Source organism: Bdellovibrionota bacterium, from assembly GCA_035292885.1.
In the GTDB taxonomy this organism is placed as follows: Bacteria; Bdellovibrionota_G; JALEGL01; order JALEGL01; family DATDPG01; genus DATDPG01.
This window is the reverse complement of record DATDPG010000125.1, coordinates 1-19,243: the sequence shown is the minus strand read 5'-3', so window position 1 is coordinate 19,243 and position 19,243 is coordinate 1. Positions and strand designations below refer to the sequence as shown.

The following is a 19,243-nucleotide window of genomic DNA, read 5'->3' as shown; positions in this document are numbered from 1 at the left end:
TTTTCGACCGATTCGATCCTGCTTCTTATCCGGCGCAATCCGATGCCTGCTGAACGCTGGGTCCTTCTTGGAATTGCGAATCCGGAGCACGACCGCGCGCTCAAAAGCGCGATCATTCCTTCAGGATGCCGCACGACGAGGGTTCAAACGGCGGCGGACTGTCGGGATCTGCTCAAGCGCCGGCTCTTCTTCTGCGCATTTCTCGATCGTCCGATCTATGCCGTCCTGGCGAAACAGAACTTATTCCCGTCCTTGACCTATGTCGTTGTTGCAGCGCAAGAAGCCGAGATGTCGAAAGCCGTTGATCTTCAGCAGAACGGTCGAATTCATGATTGGATTTCCATGCCCCCGAGTCCCGTGATGATCCGGTCACTCCTTACGCGGGCCCGCACGTTTGCGAGACAGGCCGGCGAACTCGAATCCATCAAGGCTTCGGCAGCCGACGCCATTCAAAAGGATGCCGCCATCCTCTGCGCAGGAGCATGGGCAGACATCATAAAGCGAAGCATGGAAAAAGCCTGTAACCGCGACACTCCCATTGTCCTGATTGGTGAGCCAGGGAGCGGCAAGACATTGCTTGCGCGGCTTTTCCATTTGAGTTCGAAGCGATCCATCGCTCCGTTTGTCATTGTTCGGTGCAAGGATCGGGATTCAAGGGAACTCGAACGGGAAATTTTCGGTGAGATCCCTCCTCGCAACCGGCCGAACCACGATACGCCGTGGCAAAGCAAGATTTCATTGGCCGCAGACGGGACTCTCCTGTTGGATCGAGCGGATCATATTCCGGGCAGGCTTCAGGAAAGACTGGCCCGTACGATTATCACGCGCAAATTTTCACCGGTGGGGGGAGGCGATCGACTTAATCTCGAGGCCCGGTTTATTTTCGCTGTGGAAGACGGGACAAACGGCTCCGGATGGAGCAAGGGATTTCATAGGGATTTGTCCAAACAGTTGCGGGGGTGCACTTTTCACATTCCCCCGCTGCGAGAACGGAAGAGCGATCTGCCGAACATCGCAAGGAATGTCCTGGAAAAACTTCAGCGTGAACGGCGGATTCGCAATATGGGCATCACCGAAAGTGCGATGTCCCTTCTTCAGGATTACCCCTGGCCCGGGAATATCCGCGAACTGGAAAATGTTCTCTGGGCGGCCAGCGTACTTTCCGGGCAAGCCGGAATTAACCCTCGTACACTCCGTCCTTTCCTTTCCGGCCACCCGGAACAACTTCGAATCGAAGAAGACGCTTTGGAGGAGATCATTGAAGAGCGTCTTCAAAGTCTGTTTCGCAGGTTTGGGATCGATCATTTGAAGGATCTCCATCCCCTGATTGTCCAGCACGTGGAAAAACCTCTGCTCAAATTGGTCCTCGCCGAGACCAAAGGAAATCGGGTTCGAGCGGCCGAGCTGTTGGGAATCAACCGAAATACGCTTCGACGCAAAATGGGCCAGTACAATCTGACGACATAGTCTTCAACCTACCCTACACCTCGGAGCTCGCGGCACGCTTGGCCTCCACCCGATCCACGATAATTCTTGCCATTGGAAAGGCGCAGGTGAACGCCGGCGACACGGCGTTGAGTACGTGAAACGATCGAGCGTCGCCTTCCACGACAAAGTCCTGCACCAACGTTTGAATTGCAGAGCATTCTATCGATGGATCGCGTCTCTCGCAGGCTCCGACGTCAGGCGTGGGCGGTTTCCATCGCGGCGCCGGGATATTCAAACGCTAGATTTTCGAACCTGGTGTATTGAGCGAGGAAGGCTAATTTCGTTACACCGATCGGACCGTTTCGATGTTTCGCGACGATAAATTCCGCAATCCCGCGATCGGGGCTTTCTTTGTTGTACACTTCGTCGCGGTAGATAAATCCGACGATATCGGCATCTTGTTCGATCGCGCCGGACTCTCGAAGATCTGACATCTGCGGCCGCTTGTCGGTTCGATTCTCCACGCCTCGATTGAGCTGCGACAACGCGAGGACGGGCACGTTCAGTTCTTTGGCCATCGCCTTGAGCGATCGGGAGATCTCCGAGATCTCACGTTCGCGATTCTCATACTTCCCGCGGGAAGTCATCAATTGAATGTAATCCACGACCACCAGGCCGAGTCCCCGCGCGGCCTTCAGCCGCCTCGCCTTGGCCCGCATCTCCAAAACGGTGACTTGGGGCGTGTCGTCGATATAAATCGGCGATTCCGACAGTTCCCCCGCCGCTTGGGTCAACCGCATCCACTCCTCTTCATCGATGATCCCTGTGCGAAGGCGCGATGAATCGATGCGAGCGAGCGAGCATAATAGCCGCTGGGCCAGCTGGTGCCGCGCCATCTCCAAAGAGAATACCGCGACCGGCATTTTCGAAATCATAGCCGCATGTTGCGCGATGTTCAGGCAAAACGACGTCTTCCCCATCGACGGCCGACCCGCGACGATAACGAGGTCGGAGCCCTGCAAGCCCGCCGTCAGTTTATCCAGGTCGCGAAAACCGGTCGACAAGCCGGTGATTAATTGCTTCCGCTCGTAATTTTCTTCGATCTGTCGGAACGATTCTTTAATTACGGACGAAATCGGCAAGAGAGCGCCGGATAGTCGCCGTTCGGAGATCCTGAAGATCTTGGTTTCCGCTTCGTCGAGGTATTCTTCGATGTCCTTTTCCTCGTAGCCGCCGGTCGCGATCTCCGTCGCGGCGGAGATGATGTCCCGAAGTACGGCCTTTTCTTTCACGATACGGGCGTAGTGCATCACATTGGCCGCCGTCGGAACCGCTTCCACAAGAGAAGCCATGTAAGCGGCCCCGCCGAGTCGGTCGAGCTTGCCCTCCTTTTTGAGTTCGTTGGTCAGCGTGACGAGATCGGCGGGTTCGTTACGGTCGAGCAGCGCGAGCGTAGCCGCGAATATTTCCCGGTGACTTTCCTTGTAGAAATCCTCCGGCCGGAGGATTTCGGTAACCTCGTGGGCGGCTTGGTTGTCGAGCAAAACCGCGCCCAAAACGGATTGTTCGGCCTCAATGTTTTGGGGCGGGACTCTCGTTCGGCCAAACTCCGCTGAAGCCATTATTTTTCCTCGGCCACAACCTCGACTTTGATCTTGGCCTCGAGGCCGCCGTCCAGCTTCACCGGAACGTCGTACTTCCCGGTGTTCTTGATCGGCTCGTCGAGGTGAATGAACTTGCGATGAACGATCACGCCGGCCGCTCGGAGCGCTTCTTCCACATCTGACGTGGTGACGGAGCCGAACAGTTTTCCATGTTCACCCGCCTTCTTGCGAATCGAAACCCCTTTGCCTTCCAGAGTCTTTCGAACCTCTTCCGACTGTTCGCGAACTCGTTTGAGTTTGTGGTCCAGCACCATTTTTTGGTGGCCCACATGCTTTAAATTCCGGGAATTCGCCATCAAGGCTTTCTTCTTCGGCAATAGCAGATTGCGCGCGTAGCCGGGGCGTACGTTCACTACGTCGCCGACCACGCCTAAATTAGCGACCGATTCCAGAAGAACGACTTTCATGGCGTCGCCCCTTCGCTGCTGCCGGCGTGAAAGCCCTCCGTGAAACTTAAGAGAGCGAGGTACCGTGCTCGTTTCACCGCGCGAGAGACCGCCCGCTGATGAAGGGAGCAATTTCCCGTCATTCGGCGGGGCAGAATCCTTCCCTTTTCAGAGACAAATGCCGCGAGAAGAAGCGGATCCTTGAAATCGAGTTTGATCTCGGCGTCGTTACAGAAACGGCAGCCTTTTCGCCGACCAAACGATTTGCCCCCTCCTCGGCCGCCAAAATCCTTTCCGTCCCCCATGTCGCCGTAATGCGACGAAGATTCTTTTCGTTCTCTGAACATCTTAGGCCTCCTCCGCCTTCTTCACTTTTTTGCGGGCTTTGGCTTCGTCCTTTTCCGCCTTTTTGGGTGTCTGAGTTTCCTCGGAAATGACGGTCAAAAAGCGCAAGATATTTTCATCGAACTTCAGGTGTCGTTCGATTTCGGAAATCGCTTCGGGCATCTGGGAGTAGTTCCAGTAGAGATAGCGCCCCTTTTGCGTCTTGGCGATTTCATACGCCAGCCGTTTGAGGCCCCAGTCGTCTTTCTTAATCAGTTCACCCGGTTTCCGTGTGACCACCTTCTCGATTTTTTTGGAAAGAGTTGAAATGTACCCTTCGTTAACGTCGGGCTTGGCAATAACAATCGTCTCGTAGTTACGCATCGATCCTCCTCATGGGTTTGCCCCGGAACCAACTCCGGAGCGAGGGAAAGGTGTGCCTAGTACCAGGATACCGCCTTGAACGCAACTCCCGGTTTACAACCGCTCAATCTCCAGTACTCTTTCATGAAAAGGAGCGCACATGACCTTTTTTTCGATTCTCTTTCTTTTCCTTTTTTCCATTCTCCCGACCCACGGGACCGAAACCGCTTCGACAACGCTGTCGCCGGAATTTCATCAGCGGTACGCCAACCTTCGGAGGGAAATACAGGCCACGCTGGATCAGCAGAAGGGCGAGGAGCAAGTCGCCCTTATACGCGACCTGGCAAAACCCGAACTTTCAGAGCTTACCGAGGTCATCCCGCGGCATTGCCCGGTGCAAGCCGAAAGACTCGCCGTCGATGCCGACGACCTTTCGATGCGATTCAATAATACATACGCTTTCGCCCCCAGGGAGGTCCGGGACACGGGGATATGGAGCCGGCAAACGTCGGGCGCCATCGACATCAACCCGGCCTACAATCCGGTGATCAGCCGCACGGAACATGATTGGTCCTGGGGAGGCCGATGGAAAAGTCTGCATGACTACCACCACTTTTCCCCTGGGAATGAATAAGCCGTTTGACTCCCCGACGCTTTTCGCTGGGTAACGTCGATTATCTGAATGCCGTCTGGGTTTCTTTTTTCTTCGTGGCTTTCGCCTTCGGTCTGGCCCGCCTCGGCTTCGGCGAAACCCAGATCCTCCCCGATATCTTTCAGTCCATCTTTGATAACGCCAAGACCGCCTTTGAAATCTGCATCGGATTGACGGGCGTGCTCGCCCTTTGGATGGGAATCATGCGGATCGGAGAGCAGGCGGGCGCCGTTCGGCTGTTGACCCGCTTTCTTACTCCTCTGTTTCAACGCCTCATGCCCGACGTGCCCCGCGATCATCCCGCCATCGGCTCCGTCGTCATGAACATGGCCGCAAATGTCCTCGGCCTCGACAACGCCGCGACTCCGCTGGGATTGAAAGCGATGGCGGAGCTCCAAGGCTTGAATCCGAAGAAAGATACGGCGACGAACGCCCAGATCCTTTTTCTCGTCATCAATACCTCCTCGGTCACCGTCCTGCCGATTACCATCTTCACCTTTCGGGCCCAGATGGGCGCGAAAGCTCCCACCGACATTTTCATTCCCGCGTTGATCGCCACGTTCGTCTCCACGTTGACCGGCTTCCTGGCCGTAGCCGCCGCACAACGGATTCGCCTGTGGGACCGGGTGATCCTTGGGTACCTCGCTCTTTTGACAGGCTCGGTCGGCGGCCTGGCTTTCTATTTTTCCCGCCTCTCTCCGGAGGCGATGCAGCTTCAGTCTTCCGTAGTCAGCAGCGTCTTGATTTTTGCAATCATCGTCTCGTTTATCGCCGCCGCCTGTTTCAAGAGGCTGAACGTCTACGCCACATTCATCGAAGGGGCGAAAGACGGATTTGGAGTCGCAATCAAAATTATTCCACATTTGGTCGCCATGCTGGTGGCGATCGGCGTCTTTCGAGCGAGCGGCGCGATGGAATGGATTTTGGACGCCGTGCGAACGGACGTGGCTTGGCTGGGTCTAAATACCAATTTCGTCGATGCACTTCCGGCCGCCATTTTGCGCCCGCTCAGCGGGGGCGGGGCCAGGGCCATGATGATCGAGGCCATGAAAACGTACGGCGCCGACTCTTTCATCGGGCGGATGACGTGTGTCATTCAAGGAAGCACCGATACGACTTTCTATATTCTGGCGGTTTACTTTGGATCGGTCGGCATTTCCAAAACCCGTCACGCCGTACCGTGCGGCTTGCTGGCCGATGCCGGCGGCATCCTGGCGGCCATCCTCGTCACCTATTTCTTTTTTGCCTGAGTCCGCCGCAGGTTTACCAGCGGGGGATATCCCCCTGCTCCTTCCATCGATCCAATGACAATTGCCGAAGCAGGTCCCGATCTCGCGCGTGTATGTTTTTCAGAGTTATCTTTTGATTCACAATTTCGGCGCTCCATCCATCGTCCGCAAGTTTGGCTAGGCCCTCATCCAGGAACGAAGTGCTCGCAATCGTTACCCCGGAAAAGTCGATCACGATCGATTCCCCCTTATTCGCGAAATCCAGGATGAGCTGACGAAGCCGTTCTCCCGCCTGCCGGGTAATATGGTCGGAAGAGAACTCTCGCCGAATCAAAACCACGGCCATCACACCCTCCTCATTGGAAATCGCACAAAAACCCAGGTTCCATCCACGGGACGCTTGAGCAGGCTCCGCTGCGACCGCCGGGTCGAAAAGTATTTTCGAAACTGTGCCTGGCGGCTCAGGATCGTAAGCCTGCCTTCGTTTCGCTTCACAATATCCCTCACGTACGAGAGCCCGAGCCCCCCCTCGCGTGTTTGGCGAGTTCCGATCCCCTTCCGGAGAGCCAGTTCAAGTGATTCCACATCATTCGCTATACGATATTTTCGTTCCAGACGGGCAGGTATGGTGAATCCCATATCGAGGACACCTACGTGGAAGTCATTTTCCCATATGCCCGCGTACAAGTAATAACGTTCCGCTCCAGAATGATCGACGGTGTTTTGCATCAATTCGTTCACCACTGTACGTACGTCGTAGGAGAGATCCTCTCCAAGAAGTTTGGAAAAAGCGTCCTCAATATTTTGCGTAAAGATAAGGTCAATTCCTGAATCGTGAGCGGAAGCAATTTGAGTGTTTGTATGTATCGAGTACACGCTCACGGGGGGAAGAATCCGCGAACGAGGGGACGTCTTCATCAGTTTGAAGTAGGGAAGACGCCCTAGTGCCGACGACAGGTGCATCACCCGAATCTTAGCCGCCGTCGCAATTATAGAGTCCGTTAGGGCAGCCAAAATAGCATGCCCTGCGGGCATGACGTGGCGAACTCGCTGCCAGTCAAGCTCAAGCGGGTTACTCCGATCGGGACTCCGCAAAGAATGAAAAGCCAGGAGGATGGAATCGAGGCGACCGTCGCCAACAGACGTCGGCAAGAGAATACGCATAGATGCGATTAAATATATAGTCGCAAATGTATAATTTCAAGGCATAAATATTCAATACTATTTTTTAATATAATATAACTATCTTATATTATTAAATATTTATGCGACTAAATATTAGTGTTATTGGTTCGTCTGCAAAGATGTGGAAGGACGTACGTTGATCCGACCCATCGCTTGATCGGCACCCAGAGCGAAAATCTTCTCAATGGCATCAGCCGCCGCCTCCGCCAAGGGGTCCAGAACGGAAGCCGGGACAACTTCCAAAACATAATCCGCCAATTCCTGTTCGGTCGATTTTCCGATGCCGATCCGCAGACGGTAAAAATCCCGCTCATTCCATTCCGCCACGATCGAATCCAGCCCTTTGTGTCCGCCGGTTCCACCCCCAAGTTTGAGCTGAAGGCGGCCCGGGTCCAGATCCGCTTCATCATGGATCACGAGTGTTTCCGAAGGCTCGACCGAAAGTTTCCGCGCGATCGGCGCGACGGCCAGACCGCTTCGATTCATGAACGTGTGCGGTTTGAAGAACCAACACTCTTCGCCATTGACAACGAGTGAAGCCCCGATCGCGTTCTTGAGTTTCTTCGTGGCCCTTTTCGAGTTCCGTTTGAGAAAACAGTCCAGGGCCAAGAACCCAATGTTGTGACGCGTGGAACGGTACTCGTCCCCGGGATTTCCCAGGCCGACGACGAGTTTCATTTCTTCTTTACTTCGCCTGCCGCCTTGCCGGCTTCTTTGCCACCGGCCGGGGCCTTGGCATCTTTGGCCGTCGGAGCTTTGGCATCCTTGCCGGCCACCGGTGCCTTTGCGTCTTTGCCCGGGGCCGCCGCTGCTCCTGGAGCTGCTGGCGCCGCGCCTTCCGCCGGCACCGCGCCTTCCGCAGGCACCGCGCCCGGAACCGCTGCAGCTGCCGCTGCAACTTCCGCTGGCGTCGGAGCCGCCACGACCTCTTCTTCCGGCATGACAACCGCCGCAATTGTGTAGTTGATCGTTCCCACCACCTCGATACCGGGCGGGAGTTTGACGTCGCTGATGTGAATCGAATCTCCGATCGCCAGCGGGCTGACGTCCACTTCGATTTTATCGGGAATCTGGTCGGGCAAACATCGTACGGCCAACTCGCGAACGATCTGCTGAACGATTCCGCCGTCCGCCGTTCCCTTCGCCTTGCCGGTCAGGGCGACGCGAATGTCCACTTTGATTTTCCGGTCCATGCGGACCTCGTACAGATCGACGTGAAGAACTTTCTGCGTCAGAGGATGGAACTGTTCGTCCTTCAAAAGAGCGGTTTTGCCGTCCACCGATTGATTCCCTTTCGAACGCAGCGTCAACAGGGAATTCCCGCTGCCGACCATCACTTTGGCGATATCGGCGGAAGCCACCGTAAGCAATACCGGCTTTTCCATTCGGGGTCCGTAGAAAACCGCCGGCACCTTGTTTTCGTTTCGTAATTTTCGCGATTCGGCCTTGCCCGAATTCCCCCGAATTTCGACATTCAACTCCCTGCGTTCCATGACTTCCTCCTCTATATAAACAACGAACTCACCGAATCTTCGTTATGAATCCGCCGAATCGCCTCGCCCAAAAGCTCAGCCACCGAGCGCGTGGTGATCTTCTTGCACGACGCCGCGTTTTCGCGAAGCGGAATGGAGTCCGTAACACAAATCTGTTCCATTTTGGACTGTTGGATCCGTTCAATGGCCGGGCCCGAGAGCACCGGATGGGTCGCCACCGCGCAAACCTTCGTCGCGCCGCGCTCCAACAGGACGGGCACGGCCTGGGTTAAGGTACCCGCCGTATCCACCAGGTCATCGACCAATACCGCGAGCCTCCCTTTCACGTCGCCGATGACATTCATGATTTGCGAAACGTTGGCCTGTTCTCTCCGCTTGTCGATGATCGCAAGTGAAGCGTTCATTCTCTTGGCGTATGCGCGGGCCCGCTCCACGCCGCCGGCATCTGGCGATACGATGACCATGTCACCGTTGTGAAGCGCCTGAAGGTACTCCATCAATACGGGAGCGGCATACAGGTGGTCGAAGGGAATATTGAAGAATCCCTGAATCTGTCCCGCGTGCATGTCCATTGAAAGAACTCGGGTGGCTCCGGCGGCCTCAATAAGATCGGCGACCAACTTCGCCGTGATCGGCGTGCGAGGAGCGACTTTTCGATCTTGCCGACCGTAACCGTAGTACGGCATGACCGCTGTAATTCGGTCGGCCGAGGCTCGTTTAATCGCGTCGATCATCACCAGGAGTTCCATTAAGTTGTCGTTAGCGGGAAAAGAAGTGGATTGGATGATGTACGTATCCCGGCCGCGGACATTCTCGCCCAGTTCCACCCAAGTTTCGCCGTCGCTGAAGCGCTTTACCTTGGCTTCGCCCAGCGGGACACCGAGACACGCGCAAATTTTTCGCGCCAAAGGAACATTGGAGTTCCCGGCAAAAATTTTCATTTCATCCATAATGTCACACCGTCATTAACTTTCCTCGGCCTGTACCGTACCGTTCACCTGCCGGCCCTCCGGGCCGCCATGTGTGTGGCTGGGGCGGGAGGATTCGAATGACGCTCGGTCTCGGCAAGCGCTTACTTGCCCCTCACCGTCACCCTTCCTTCGACCCCACTCTATCTTTCCAAACCTCTTTCTCCTCCCAAACCCGCTGGCCTCGACCTGAGGAGGTTCTCATCTCCCGCCCCCTGCCTCCCAAAATCGCCGGCCCCTCCGGGGTCATCGATTTTGGCTGGGGCGGGAGGATTCGAACCTCCGAATGACGGCTCCAAAGGCCGTTGACTTACCGCTTGTCGACGCCCCAACGCTGTCGTTCGAGTGTCTTTATCCGTCCGCCGCCGTTTCCGTGACGATGACGATCTTCCATCTCTTTTGAAGATCGTTCGCCGCCGACTCTGCTTTTTTCCTTTCCGAAAAGAGCCCAAACACGCTCCCGCCGCTTCCGCTCATCTGAGCGAAGTCGGCTCCCCGTTCCGAAAGAGCGACCCGAATCGTTTGGATGTCGGGATAAAGCTTTTCCGCCGCCGCCTGCAGATCGTTGCCGACCGAAAATAACCCCTTAAGATCACTCCAACTTTTGGGTTCTTTCCGAAGGGCGGAGGAATTACCATCCCGAACTTCCGGCGTCAATGGGCGTCCCAGCGCCCGATACACCTTGGCGGTCGGCACCGGAAACCCCGGATTTACCAGGACAATCGGCCGGGATGGCAGGCTCTGCCAAGGTCTTATATCGTCTCCAATCCCGCGACCGATTCCCCAATTGCCCGGTTGAATAAAAAATGGCACATCCGCTCCCAATTTCAGACCCATCTTCAGTAATAAATCGTCCGAAATTCCACCTAGGCTTTTCTGAAGCGCCAAGAGCACAGCGGCGCCATTGCTACTTCCGCCACCTAAACCGCCTGCGACAGGTATACGCTTCGTGATCTCGATCGTCACACGAGCCTTCTTTCCCGACGTTTCACAAAAGAGGCGTGCCGCCCGAACGGCGAGATTTTGATCGTTTTCCAATACAGGATTGGCCGGTACCCGAACCAAGATTCCGTCCCCCTCCTCGACGCCAACCACAATATCGTCATGAAGCGCGAGTTTGACCATCACGGTTTCGACGCGATGGTAACCGTCCGCCCGCCGCTCAAACACGCGGAGTATGAGGTTGATTTTGCAGGGAGACTTCAGGTCAAGCCGCATGATCCGTTGAGCTACCAGAGCTCTCCGAATCCGACAATAGATTCGGTTCCGGGAATTCAGAGCAACGACATAAGGATTTTTGTTGACTCGTTGCGCCGTCCTTGTTAGACGCGGCGTTCCAAATACAGAAAGAAACCGGTTCATGGCCAAACGCACCTGTTCGATATTCTTGTTCCTCGCAGTATCCCTTACACCTCTTCTGCTTCAAGATGCTTCTGCAGACTCGTTCGTCAGAACGCCTAATCTCTTTAAGCGTAAGTCGATAGCACGATGGGCCAAGCAGGTTCAGGAACAGTTCGCACCAGATCTGAAGGTCAATCTACGTACGACCGAGGAGTGGTCCGAATATGTGAATCATCATCATTTCGTGCCTCTCACCTGTGAGGGAGTCCCCGAAGACTTCTTGTTCGATTACAACTGGGATGGAACGAAAGAGAATCCCAGCGACCACCGGAAACTTCCAGCCGCAGAGGTCACAGAAACTGGTGAATTCTTCCTCTGGGAAGATGTTTGCAATTATCGCGAGTATTCTAAGGATGCCTGTTTGCAATTCATAACCACTGCTGTGAGACACGAGGCACGCCATCACACGCAATGGATGGGAATCGCGTTGGAAGCGTCATTAAAAGCGACGTCTACCCGTGAGAATCCCCCTTCGTATCCGCGAACTCTTTCGGATCTGCACCGGTACCCAGGTGCGAAGGAGCTTTTCATGACGAAGTGGGGCAATTGTGCACACTACCAATGTCGCGAAGTCGAAGTGTATTCAACGCAAATCTTGACGGGCGAAATGGCGCCGGATCTGGCGCAAAAAAGACTGAAGAACCTCGATATCTATTATCAGGGTTGCAAGGAATCTGAGTGGGCCGCTGATTTTGGTGGCGACCTATGGCGAGCCGAAAATGTGTTTACTTCATTCGGCTATCAATCCCAACAAGTATCTGAGCCTACGAAGTAGCCTATCCGGGAGTACATTCCCGTTTAGTCAGGACCAAACGGGAATTGGCTCCCGAATGGTCACGCCCACGGATAGTTCAGGCGAGCGGCCACTTTCTTCGGGTGTATTCGGACTTCGGAGCGTCGCTGTAGGCTGTTTCAGGTGAGTCCGTCTCCGCCGCAGCAGAAGCACCGTATTTCTGGGCCACCGGATCCACGGGGTAAAACACACCTCCGTTTTCCCGACTTCCGACCATAAGAACCGTGCACGGTTTGGTTCCGGCACCCACAAACACGTGCGAAACGCCGGGCGGGCAATGAAAAAAATCCCAGGCCTTGAGCCGCCGCTCTTCACCGTCCACCAGCAAGACACACTCCCCGGATAGAACGAGAAAGTCTTCTTGATCCTCTTCTTGATGGTAGTAGCAGTTGGACTGGCCGGGCTCCATCACTCGAAGGTTGATCCCGAGCTGCGGGAATTTCGCTTCCCCCTCCAGATCACACTTCCAACCGAATTTCGGATTCTTCCTCCAGCGGGCATCGGCCATATTGATGATGTACCAGCCTTGACCTTGGGGAATGATGCCTTCAGGCGTTTCCTTTAGTTCTGCTTTACGCAATTTGGTTCCCATCATTCGTCTCCTAAAAACGCCCTTTCTATCAGCTCTCCCCAGACGTTCAAGAGGGATCACCGTACCACGGCCAGGCCGACCCCGTCCTTTACCGAACGCTCATTTTTATGCTACATTAGCTGTCATGCGGTTACCCACCATCGTTCCGGTCACGGAGTTTCGGACTCGCGCCCTGGAGGCGGTTCGCCGCGTCAATCGCCTGGGGGACGAATTGATCATCACGACTAAAGGTAAACCTGCGGCGGTTTTGCTTTCGTATGACGAATGGGAATCCATTGTCGAGACGCTCGCTATCAAAGAGAATCCACATCTCATGTCCCAGATACGGGCGTCGCTTCGCTACTTGCGCCGCGGAGGCAAGGGCATTCCTCTGGAGAAGATTACCTGGGATCGTAGGTGAAGTGGCGTCTCGTCGTCACGCCGAAAGTTCAGACGACGCTGCGCGTCCTTCCCCCGCAAACCAAACGCTACGTGCGTGAGGCGCTTGAAGAGCTTCGGAAAGATCCTTGGAGCGGCAAACCGTTGCGTGATCAACTGGCGGGACTCTTTTCTCTGCGCACCAGGCGTTTTCGGATTGTTTATCGAATCGAACGAAATCTCGTCACCGTGATCGTTGTCGGATTCGGGCATCGCAAGACCATTTACGAGGAACTCACGGAAGAGATTCCACGGCCGATGCAGTAGGGAGATCCCCGATCGTCGCCCTCGAAAAATATTCTGGTCATTGCCCAAACTCCCGAAATTGTGTTACCTCCTTCGCCATGTCCGGACACTCGCGTTGGGCGACAATTAAGCGGAAAAAGGGACTCGCGGATGCCAAAAAAGGCAAGGTTTTCACTAAGTTAATTAAGGAAGTAGTCGTAGCCGCCCGAATGGGTGGAGGAGACGTCAATACAAATACAAGGCTCCGATCCGCAGTAGCCGCGGCTCGCGCGCAGAACATGCCCGGAGAAAACATCGAACGGGCGATCAAGCGCGGAACGGGCGAGCTGGAAGGGATCACGTACGAAGAGACGACGTACGAAGGATACGGTCCTGGAGGCGTCGCGATCTTGGTCGACATTATGACGGACAGCAAACAACGCACCGTGGCCGAAATTCGCTATATCTTCACGCACCACGGCGGCAACATGGGCGAGGCTGGCTGTGTGTCGTGGAACTTCGAGAAAAAGGGGATTCTAGCGATCGACAAAGCGACCGTTTCCGAAGAGAAACTGATGGAGGTCGCTCTGGATGCGGGTGCTGAGGATGTCCGCGACGTTGGAAGCAATTTTGAAGTCATTACGGACCCGCACATGTTCGAAGCGGTGAAAGGCAAAATCGAAACCGCGGGAATTAAATTTGTACTGGCGGAAGTCGCCAAACTTCCCAAAAACACCGTCCAACTGGAAGGGAAAAACGCCGAGCAAATGGTTCGGCTCGTGGAGGAACTGGAAGATAACGACGACGTCCAGCACGTCTACACGAATTCCGACATCGCCGAAGATGTCATGGAGAAAATTGCAGGGGCATAGTCCCATCGTCCTCGGGATCGACCCGGGCACCCATACCACCGGCTACGGTGTCGCAACTCAAATTGGAACTCGCCTCGTTTGCCTCAAGAAGGGAGCGATTCGGACCTCCGATAAACAACCGCTCGAACAACGCCTTCGAACGATTTACAATCAGCTCGTGGCGGTGATCGACGAGACCTCCCCCGATGTTATGGCGGTGGAAGCGATTTTCTACGCCAAAAACGTCCGATCGGCCGTCATTCTGGCACACGCGCGCGGCGTGGCCTTGCTCGCGGCGGCCAACAAGAGCCTTCCCGTCATCGAGTATTCCGCAACCGAAGTGAAACAGTCGACCGTAGGATACGGCCGGGCGAGTAAGGAGCAGATCCTCACGATGGTCTCGCGACTCTTTCGCCTTCCTACCGCTCCCACGACGCGGCACGATTCGACCGACGCACTGGCCGTGGCGCTCTGCCATCTCAATGTCGGCAACAGTGCCCGCCGGATCGCGCAGGCGTTGAACCTCGAAACGCCGACTCGTCGATTGGGCCGCGGCGGAAGCCGCTGGAGGACCCTGTGATCGGTTGGCTCAAAGGCACGATCAAAGAGAAAACCGGAGATTCCGTCGTGATCGACACCGGCGGGGTCGGATACGAGGTTCACGTTTCGGTCTTCACCAACGCCGGTCTGGGTCCCGCCAGCTCTCCCGTGGAAGTCTACGTCCACACGCACGTTCGGGAGGACGGAATCACGCTCTACGGTTTTGCCTCTCCCCGCGAGCGGGAACTTTTTCGGGTTTTGATTCTCGTGAGCGGTGTCGGAGCCAAGACGGCTATGGGAATCCTTTCGGCTCTTCCGCTGGACCGCCTGGTCGGTGCGATTCGTTCTGGTGATATCCCGACGTTGCAACGTACTCCCGGCATCGGCAAAAAGACGGCCGAGCGGCTCGTGGTTGAATTGCGCGACCGTCTGAAGGATTTTCCACTCCACGCCGACATGCATGCACCCGCTCCGCACGGTCGAGGGGACGTGAACGACGATGTCATCTCCGCGCTCGTCAATCTCGGTTACAAGCGCCCCGACGCGGAAATGGCCGTGGCGCGGATCGATCTATCGAAATTCGGCTCGTTTGATAGGATTCTAAAAGAGACGCTGAAGCTACTCACCCGATGAATGAATCGACGAAGTTCCCGCCTCCGCCCGACCGGCAGGTGACTCCCTTTTCCCTGATGGAAGACCAGCCGGACGAACTCACGCTTCGCCCGAGCCACCTCAAAGAATACATCGGACAAAAGAAGGTGGTCGATAAGCTGCGCATTTTTATCGAAGCGGCGAAAAAACGAAACGAAGCGATGGATCACACGCTCTTTTGCGGCCCGCCCGGCCTCGGCAAAACGACTCTGGCGCATATCATTTCCCGAGAACTCGGTGTGAATATCCGGGCGACCTCCGGGCCGGTGATTGAACGGGCCGGCGATTTGGCCGCCGTTCTCACAAATCTGGAGCCTCGCGACGTGCTCTTCATCGACGAGATTCACCGCTTGCATCGGGTCGTCGAAGAAGTTCTCTACCAAGCGATGGAAGATTTCCGGCTCGACATTCTGATCGGCCAGGGCCCCGGCGCGCGAACGGTGAAAATCGATCTCGTGCCGTTCACACTCGTTGGGGCGACCACGCGGACCGGTCTTCTCACCTCCCCGTTACGGGATCGATTCGGCGTGGTCGAGCGCCTTGATTTTTACGACGCTTCCGAACTTCTTCAAATCGTCCGCCGTTCGGCGCGGATTCTTTCGATTGTGACCGACGATGACGCCTCCGAAGAGATCGCCCGGCGTGCGCGCGGGACCCCGCGAATCGCCAATCGCCTTCTTAAACGTGTGCGCGATTACGCTCAGGTACGGGCCAACGGGAAGATCACGATGGATGCCGCGCAAAAGGGCCTGGAGATGCTGGAAGTCGATCAAGAAGGGTTTGATTCCATGGATCGCCGGATTCTTCGAACGATCATCGAGAAATTCGACGGGGGACCGGTCGGCTTGGACACCCTCTCCTCCTCGATCAGCGAAGAGAGCGACACGCTCGAAGAGGTTTACGAGCCTTTTCTTCTTCAACGTGGATTCCTGCACCGGACTCCGCGCGGTCGAGTGGCGACCCGACTCGCCTATCAACATTTACAGCTCCCCCCTAAGCTGAGTGCTCAGGAATCGCTTTTGTGAAGTGAAGAAGTTCGCTCTTCCGGCGTTGCTTCTCGTCGCCTTTCTTTTGCGGTGCGCGAATCTTCCCTCCGCCGTCGTGGATGGCCGCCTATTCCCCTTCGACAGCGATCCTGCGTACCACCTTCGGAAAATATTTCTCCTCATCCATAACTTTCCCCATCTACCTGTGCGGGATCCGCTCCTCGCATTTCCCCTTGCCGCTCAAGTACAATGGCCGCCTCTCTTCGATCTTCTCTGCGCGTCCCTTTGGGTCCCATTCTCCTGGTTCAGCCATGAACCGGACCTCTTTAGTTTCTTGCTCGCTTTCTTTATTCCCTTTCTGGGCGCGCTGAATGTTCTTTTCACTTTTCTCATTACCAAGGCTTTCTTTGGGAAAAAAGCGGCATGGATCTCCGCCATTCTGGTCGCTGTCTCACCGGCGCACATCTTTATTTCTATGTTTGGAAGGATCGATCATCATATCGTAGAGCCACTGTTGCTTCTTGGGCTTCTTCTGCTGCTCAAGAACCACCCCGAACCGGCTCATCATAAACGATGGTTTGCCCAAATCGCCCTCCTGGCCCTGACGGTCATTTGGGCCGTCTTAAGTTTTCCGCTCACGTACTACGCGTATCTGGTCTATTTTGTCGTCGCTTGCGCTCTGACGCGCACGTCGGCCGCGCTTTGGGCATGGCTTGGCGTTACACTACTTTCGGCCTTCTTTTCGTTCTCCAACCTCTGGAGTGGTTTCTCTCCCTGGGACATTCAAGTTCCAGGTCGCTTCTGGTTTGGTTTCTCCCTCACCTGTCTTCTGTTCTTTCTGACGCTTAAAACCTGGAGATCGCCGGCGACGAGTCGACTTTCTAAAATCGGCGTTGCCGGATGTCTCTTCGGTTTGATCTTGTTTCTTCTGACACGCACCGGCCCCGGCTTCCTGATCGGAATTCTGAACCGAAAGGATCACAATTTTCTCCTCGTGGGCGAAAACGCCGGCCTTTTCACAATGGGACCCGCGGCGTACGCGAAACACATTTTCGTCTATCTCACGCCGATCGTGTTATTCAGTTTTTCGGAATTCAACAAAAAATTCGGCCGGGCTTACCGAGAACGTTCGGCGGCGCAACTTTTTCTGTTACTTTCATTTGCCGGGCTGTTAATTCAGAGCTTTCTATTTGTCCGGTTTCTCCCGACGTTTGCCGTGCTGGCGTCGATCCTTGCGGGAGAGTCCCTGGCATCCTTAGACTTCCAACGACTGCGCACAAGAGCGATCGTCGGTCTCCTGGCTGTCGCATCCCTTTTCCCCCTTTATCGTTTCACATCCAATCAGTGGACTTCCGAAATCCATTATCCGTCGGAATTACTGCAAACGCTCGAATGGATTCGTACCCACACGCCCTCTTCCACCGATCGGATCTGGGACGAGAATGCGAAACCTGCGTACGGAGTTGTTTCGCGCGCGGCGTTTGGCGGGTTTCTCACCTATTACGCCGAGCGCCCGACGCTCGACTCCCCGTTCGATACGGAACAGACTCACATTGCCCGGCGCAATGCGATCGCCCTCCGTCTGGCTCAAAACGAAAACGAAGCTTGGGCGATCGCGCAGAAAGAGCGAGTTCGATATTTGCTGACGTACCCTTCGTTTGACGAATATTCCGATCTCGAAAAGATTCTCGGTCGCAACTCCCCGCCAGATTCCCGCTCGTCCGGAATCAACGGACACAACGTCCGTTTTCTCGAAACGCGCCTCCATATTCTCGGAGGTTCGTATGCCGTCTTTCAAAACAACCTCTTGATCCCCGCGTTGACGCATTTTCGTGAAGTGTATGAAACGACCGAAGAACGAACACTCGGCGGCAAAAACTTTCCGACGTTTCGCGTTTTCGAAGCGGTTAAGGGAGCCCGGGTATTATTCAATCACCCCTTGCAGACAGAAGCGCTCTTGGAGCTTCCGATCTCCACTTCCGCCGGAAAGCACTTTTTTTACCGGGCGTTGCTGGCGGCCGGCCAGACGGCCGTTACCGTTCCGTATTCGACCGATTTCCAGAATGACGCTCTGGTTGTCACTTCCCCCTATCGTTTGCATTTGAAAAATAGAGAGCTCAATTTTCGTGTGCGGGAAAATGACGTGGCTCAAGGCCACGTCATCCGCGTAAATATCAACTAATCGAAAAGGCCGTACCGCAGGATGCTGTACACGGCGCCGATCCCGTCCCGCCACGTGATTTTTTTTCCTTCGGCATACGTCCTTCCATTATAGGAAACGGGCACCTCGTAAAACCGAAGGCCTTTCTTGGCGGCCTTGATCGTCATCTCAATCTCAATCCCGAATCGATCGGACTGGAGAGAAAGGGATTTCAACGCATCCGCGCGGAACATTTTGTAACAGGTTTCAACGTCAGAAAAATTGAGGTTGGTCACCATGTTTACCAGCGTGCTGATGATTCGATTGCCCACATGATGCCAAAAGAAGAGGAGCCGGCGAATCTCACTTCCCACAAATCGCGAGCCATAAACAACATCCGCTTTTCCGGACAGTAGCGGAACCAACATCTGGTTGAAGTCCGCGGGGTCATATTCCAAATCCGCATCGTGAAACACCACAAGATCTCCCGAGACCCGCGCGATGCCGGCCCTAAGGGCGGAGCCTTTCCCTTGATTCTTCGGTAGGTGCAAAAGAAGAAATCCGATTTCCTTCTGCAGTTTTAGAAGAATATCGCGAGTTCCATCCGTCGAACCGTCGTCCACTACAATAATCTCTTTCTTGGAAACTGCGGGCAGCTTCGTTTCGCTCAGTCCACGCAGCGAACGCTCGACGAAGTCCTGCTCATTAAAAACCGAAACGACTATGCTCAACGTCGAAGGGACCTTCTTCATGGACTGCGGCGTTTCTGGCGAAGGAATACACCCACGAAGATCATGCCGACAAGGAATCCGCCGATATGCGCCCACCAAGCCACCGGTCCGCCCATGCGCGATTGAAGGACCTGCAGAAGAAACCAAAATCCCAGAAAGAAGAACGCTGGAATCGGAACGACGCGCACAAAAAAGAAAATGAAGATCAGCGTGGAGATTCGGTG

Annotated in this window: 24 protein-coding genes, 1 tRNA gene and 1 pseudogene; 11 read left to right on the top strand and 15 right to left on the bottom strand. The window is 55.1% G+C overall.

Going from position 1 to position 19,243, the window contains the following annotated elements; all coding sequences use genetic code 11:
- The coding region (locus tag VI895_09735; GenBank protein ID HLG20076.1) for a sigma 54-interacting transcriptional regulator at nucleotides 1-1,467 on the top strand (1,467 nt) is incomplete at its 5' end.
- 13 nt (nucleotides 1,468-1,480) lie between these two features.
- On the opposite strand, the pseudogene VI895_09730 reads toward VI895_09735, so the two are convergent.
- The 5 genes and pseudogenes from VI895_09730 to rpsF form a co-directional block, all read right to left on the bottom strand.
- Nucleotides 1,481-1,627: pseudogene (locus VI895_09730) on the bottom strand (L-2-hydroxyglutarate oxidase).
- A gap of 55 nt (nucleotides 1,628-1,682) precedes the next feature.
- Nucleotides 1,683-3,050, bottom strand: coding sequence for a replicative DNA helicase (gene dnaB, locus VI895_09725; protein ID HLG20075.1), 1,368 nt, complete (start codon nucleotides 3,048-3,050; stop codon nucleotides 1,683-1,685).
- Nucleotides 3,050-3,499, bottom strand: a complete 450-nt coding sequence (gene rplI, locus VI895_09720) for a 50S ribosomal protein L9 (GenBank protein ID HLG20074.1) — start codon at nucleotides 3,497-3,499, stop codon at nucleotides 3,050-3,052. Before rplI ends, dnaB begins: the two co-directional genes overlap by 1 nt.
- The gene (gene rpsR, locus VI895_09715; protein ID HLG20073.1) at nucleotides 3,496-3,825 is read right to left on the bottom strand and encodes a 30S ribosomal protein S18; all 330 of its coding nucleotides are present in this window, start codon (nucleotides 3,823-3,825) and stop codon (nucleotides 3,496-3,498) included. Before rpsR ends, rplI begins: the two co-directional genes overlap by 4 nt.
- 1 nt (nucleotide 3,826) lies before the next feature.
- A complete protein-coding gene (rpsF, locus tag VI895_09710) occupies nucleotides 3,827-4,186 on the bottom strand; it encodes a 30S ribosomal protein S6 (protein HLG20072.1) in 360 nt (119 codons plus the stop codon).
- Nucleotides 4,187-4,325: 139 nt separating this feature from the next.
- On the opposite strand from rpsF, the gene VI895_09705 reads away from it, so the two are divergent.
- Both VI895_09705 and VI895_09700 read left to right on the top strand, forming a co-directional pair.
- Nucleotides 4,326-4,799: a M15 family metallopeptidase gene (locus VI895_09705; GenBank protein ID HLG20071.1), complete on the top strand. Its 474-nt coding sequence runs from the start codon at nucleotides 4,326-4,328 to the stop codon at nucleotides 4,797-4,799.
- Nucleotides 4,800-4,804: 5 nt separating this feature from the next.
- The gene (locus VI895_09700; protein ID HLG20070.1) at nucleotides 4,805-6,067 is read left to right on the top strand and encodes a nucleoside recognition domain-containing protein; all 1,263 of its coding nucleotides are present in this window, start codon (nucleotides 4,805-4,807) and stop codon (nucleotides 6,065-6,067) included.
- A gap of 13 nt (nucleotides 6,068-6,080) precedes the next feature.
- On the opposite strand, the gene VI895_09695 is transcribed toward VI895_09700, so the two are convergent.
- The 7 genes from VI895_09695 to VI895_09665 form a co-directional block, all read right to left on the bottom strand.
- Nucleotides 6,081-6,392 (bottom strand): STAS-like domain-containing protein, encoded by a 312-nt coding sequence (locus VI895_09695; protein HLG20069.1) that lies wholly within the window; start codon nucleotides 6,390-6,392, stop codon nucleotides 6,081-6,083.
- Nucleotides 6,392-7,081 (bottom strand): ATP-binding protein, encoded by a 690-nt coding sequence (locus VI895_09690; GenBank protein HLG20068.1) that lies wholly within the window; start codon nucleotides 7,079-7,081, stop codon nucleotides 6,392-6,394. The genes VI895_09695 and VI895_09690 overlap by 1 nt, the downstream gene beginning before the upstream one ends.
- 249 nt (nucleotides 7,082-7,330) lie before the next feature.
- The gene (pth, locus tag VI895_09685; GenBank protein HLG20067.1) at nucleotides 7,331-7,909 is read right to left on the bottom strand and encodes an aminoacyl-tRNA hydrolase; all 579 of its coding nucleotides are present in this window, start codon (nucleotides 7,907-7,909) and stop codon (nucleotides 7,331-7,333) included.
- Nucleotides 7,906-8,724 (bottom strand): 50S ribosomal protein L25, encoded by an 819-nt coding sequence (locus VI895_09680; GenBank protein HLG20066.1) that lies wholly within the window; start codon nucleotides 8,722-8,724, stop codon nucleotides 7,906-7,908. Before VI895_09680 ends, pth begins: the two co-directional genes overlap by 4 nt.
- A gap of 11 nt (nucleotides 8,725-8,735) precedes the next feature.
- On the bottom strand, nucleotides 8,736-9,674 hold the full coding sequence (locus VI895_09675) for a ribose-phosphate pyrophosphokinase (GenBank protein ID HLG20065.1): 939 nt from the start codon (nucleotides 9,672-9,674) through the stop codon (nucleotides 8,736-8,738).
- Between the two features lie 274 nt (nucleotides 9,675-9,948).
- A tRNA-Gln gene (locus VI895_09670) sits at nucleotides 9,949-10,023 on the bottom strand.
- A 20-nt stretch (nucleotides 10,024-10,043) separates the two neighbouring features.
- Nucleotides 10,044-10,910: a 4-(cytidine 5'-diphospho)-2-C-methyl-D-erythritol kinase gene (locus VI895_09665; GenBank protein HLG20064.1), complete on the bottom strand. Its 867-nt coding sequence runs from the start codon at nucleotides 10,908-10,910 to the stop codon at nucleotides 10,044-10,046.
- Between the two features lie 142 nt (nucleotides 10,911-11,052).
- Here VI895_09665 and VI895_09660 point away from each other — a divergent pair, with 142 nt between their 5' ends.
- Nucleotides 11,053-11,868 (top strand): hypothetical protein, encoded by an 816-nt coding sequence (locus VI895_09660; GenBank protein HLG20063.1) that lies wholly within the window; start codon nucleotides 11,053-11,055, stop codon nucleotides 11,866-11,868.
- Between the two features lie 76 nt (nucleotides 11,869-11,944).
- On the opposite strand, the gene VI895_09655 is transcribed toward VI895_09660, so the two are convergent.
- Nucleotides 11,945-12,478 (bottom strand): cupin domain-containing protein, encoded by a 534-nt coding sequence (locus VI895_09655; GenBank protein HLG20062.1) that lies wholly within the window; start codon nucleotides 12,476-12,478, stop codon nucleotides 11,945-11,947.
- A gap of 124 nt (nucleotides 12,479-12,602) precedes the next feature.
- On the opposite strand from VI895_09655, the gene VI895_09650 reads away from it, so the two are divergent.
- The 7 genes from VI895_09650 (at nucleotide 12,603) to VI895_09620 (ending at nucleotide 18,330) form a co-directional block, all read left to right on the top strand.
- Entirely contained in the window at nucleotides 12,603-12,878 is a 276-nt protein-coding gene (locus tag VI895_09650; protein ID HLG20061.1) for a type II toxin-antitoxin system Phd/YefM family antitoxin, read from the top strand.
- Complete coding sequence (locus VI895_09645; protein HLG20060.1) at nucleotides 12,875-13,162, top strand: type II toxin-antitoxin system RelE/ParE family toxin; 288 nt, start codon at nucleotides 12,875-12,877, stop codon at nucleotides 13,160-13,162. The genes VI895_09650 and VI895_09645 overlap by 4 nt, the downstream gene beginning before the upstream one ends.
- 77 nt (nucleotides 13,163-13,239) lie before the next feature.
- A complete protein-coding gene (locus VI895_09640) occupies nucleotides 13,240-13,992 on the top strand; it encodes a YebC/PmpR family DNA-binding transcriptional regulator (GenBank protein HLG20059.1) in 753 nt (250 codons plus the stop codon).
- Nucleotides 13,964-14,551 (top strand): crossover junction endodeoxyribonuclease RuvC, encoded by a 588-nt coding sequence (gene ruvC, locus VI895_09635; GenBank protein ID HLG20058.1) that lies wholly within the window; start codon nucleotides 13,964-13,966, stop codon nucleotides 14,549-14,551. The genes VI895_09640 and ruvC overlap by 29 nt, the downstream gene beginning before the upstream one ends.
- Entirely contained in the window at nucleotides 14,548-15,144 is a 597-nt protein-coding gene (gene ruvA, locus VI895_09630) for a Holliday junction branch migration protein RuvA (GenBank protein ID HLG20057.1), read from the top strand. Before ruvC ends, ruvA begins: the two co-directional genes overlap by 4 nt.
- Before the next feature lie 56 nt (nucleotides 15,145-15,200).
- Complete coding sequence (ruvB, locus tag VI895_09625) at nucleotides 15,201-16,187, top strand: Holliday junction branch migration DNA helicase RuvB (GenBank protein HLG20056.1); 987 nt, start codon at nucleotides 15,201-15,203, stop codon at nucleotides 16,185-16,187.
- A gap of 1 nt (nucleotide 16,188) precedes the next feature.
- Nucleotides 16,189-18,330, top strand: coding sequence for an STT3 domain-containing protein (locus VI895_09620; GenBank protein ID HLG20055.1), 2,142 nt, complete (start codon nucleotides 16,189-16,191; stop codon nucleotides 18,328-18,330).
- Here VI895_09620 and VI895_09615 read toward each other — a convergent pair.
- Nucleotides 18,327-19,040, bottom strand: a complete 714-nt coding sequence (locus VI895_09615; GenBank protein ID HLG20054.1) for a glycosyltransferase family 2 protein — start codon at nucleotides 19,038-19,040, stop codon at nucleotides 18,327-18,329. The genes VI895_09620 and VI895_09615 overlap by 4 nt on opposite strands.
- The coding region (locus VI895_09610) for a rhomboid family intramembrane serine protease (GenBank protein ID HLG20053.1) at nucleotides 19,037-19,243 on the bottom strand (207 nt) is incomplete at its 5' end. The genes VI895_09615 and VI895_09610, both read right to left, overlap by 4 nt.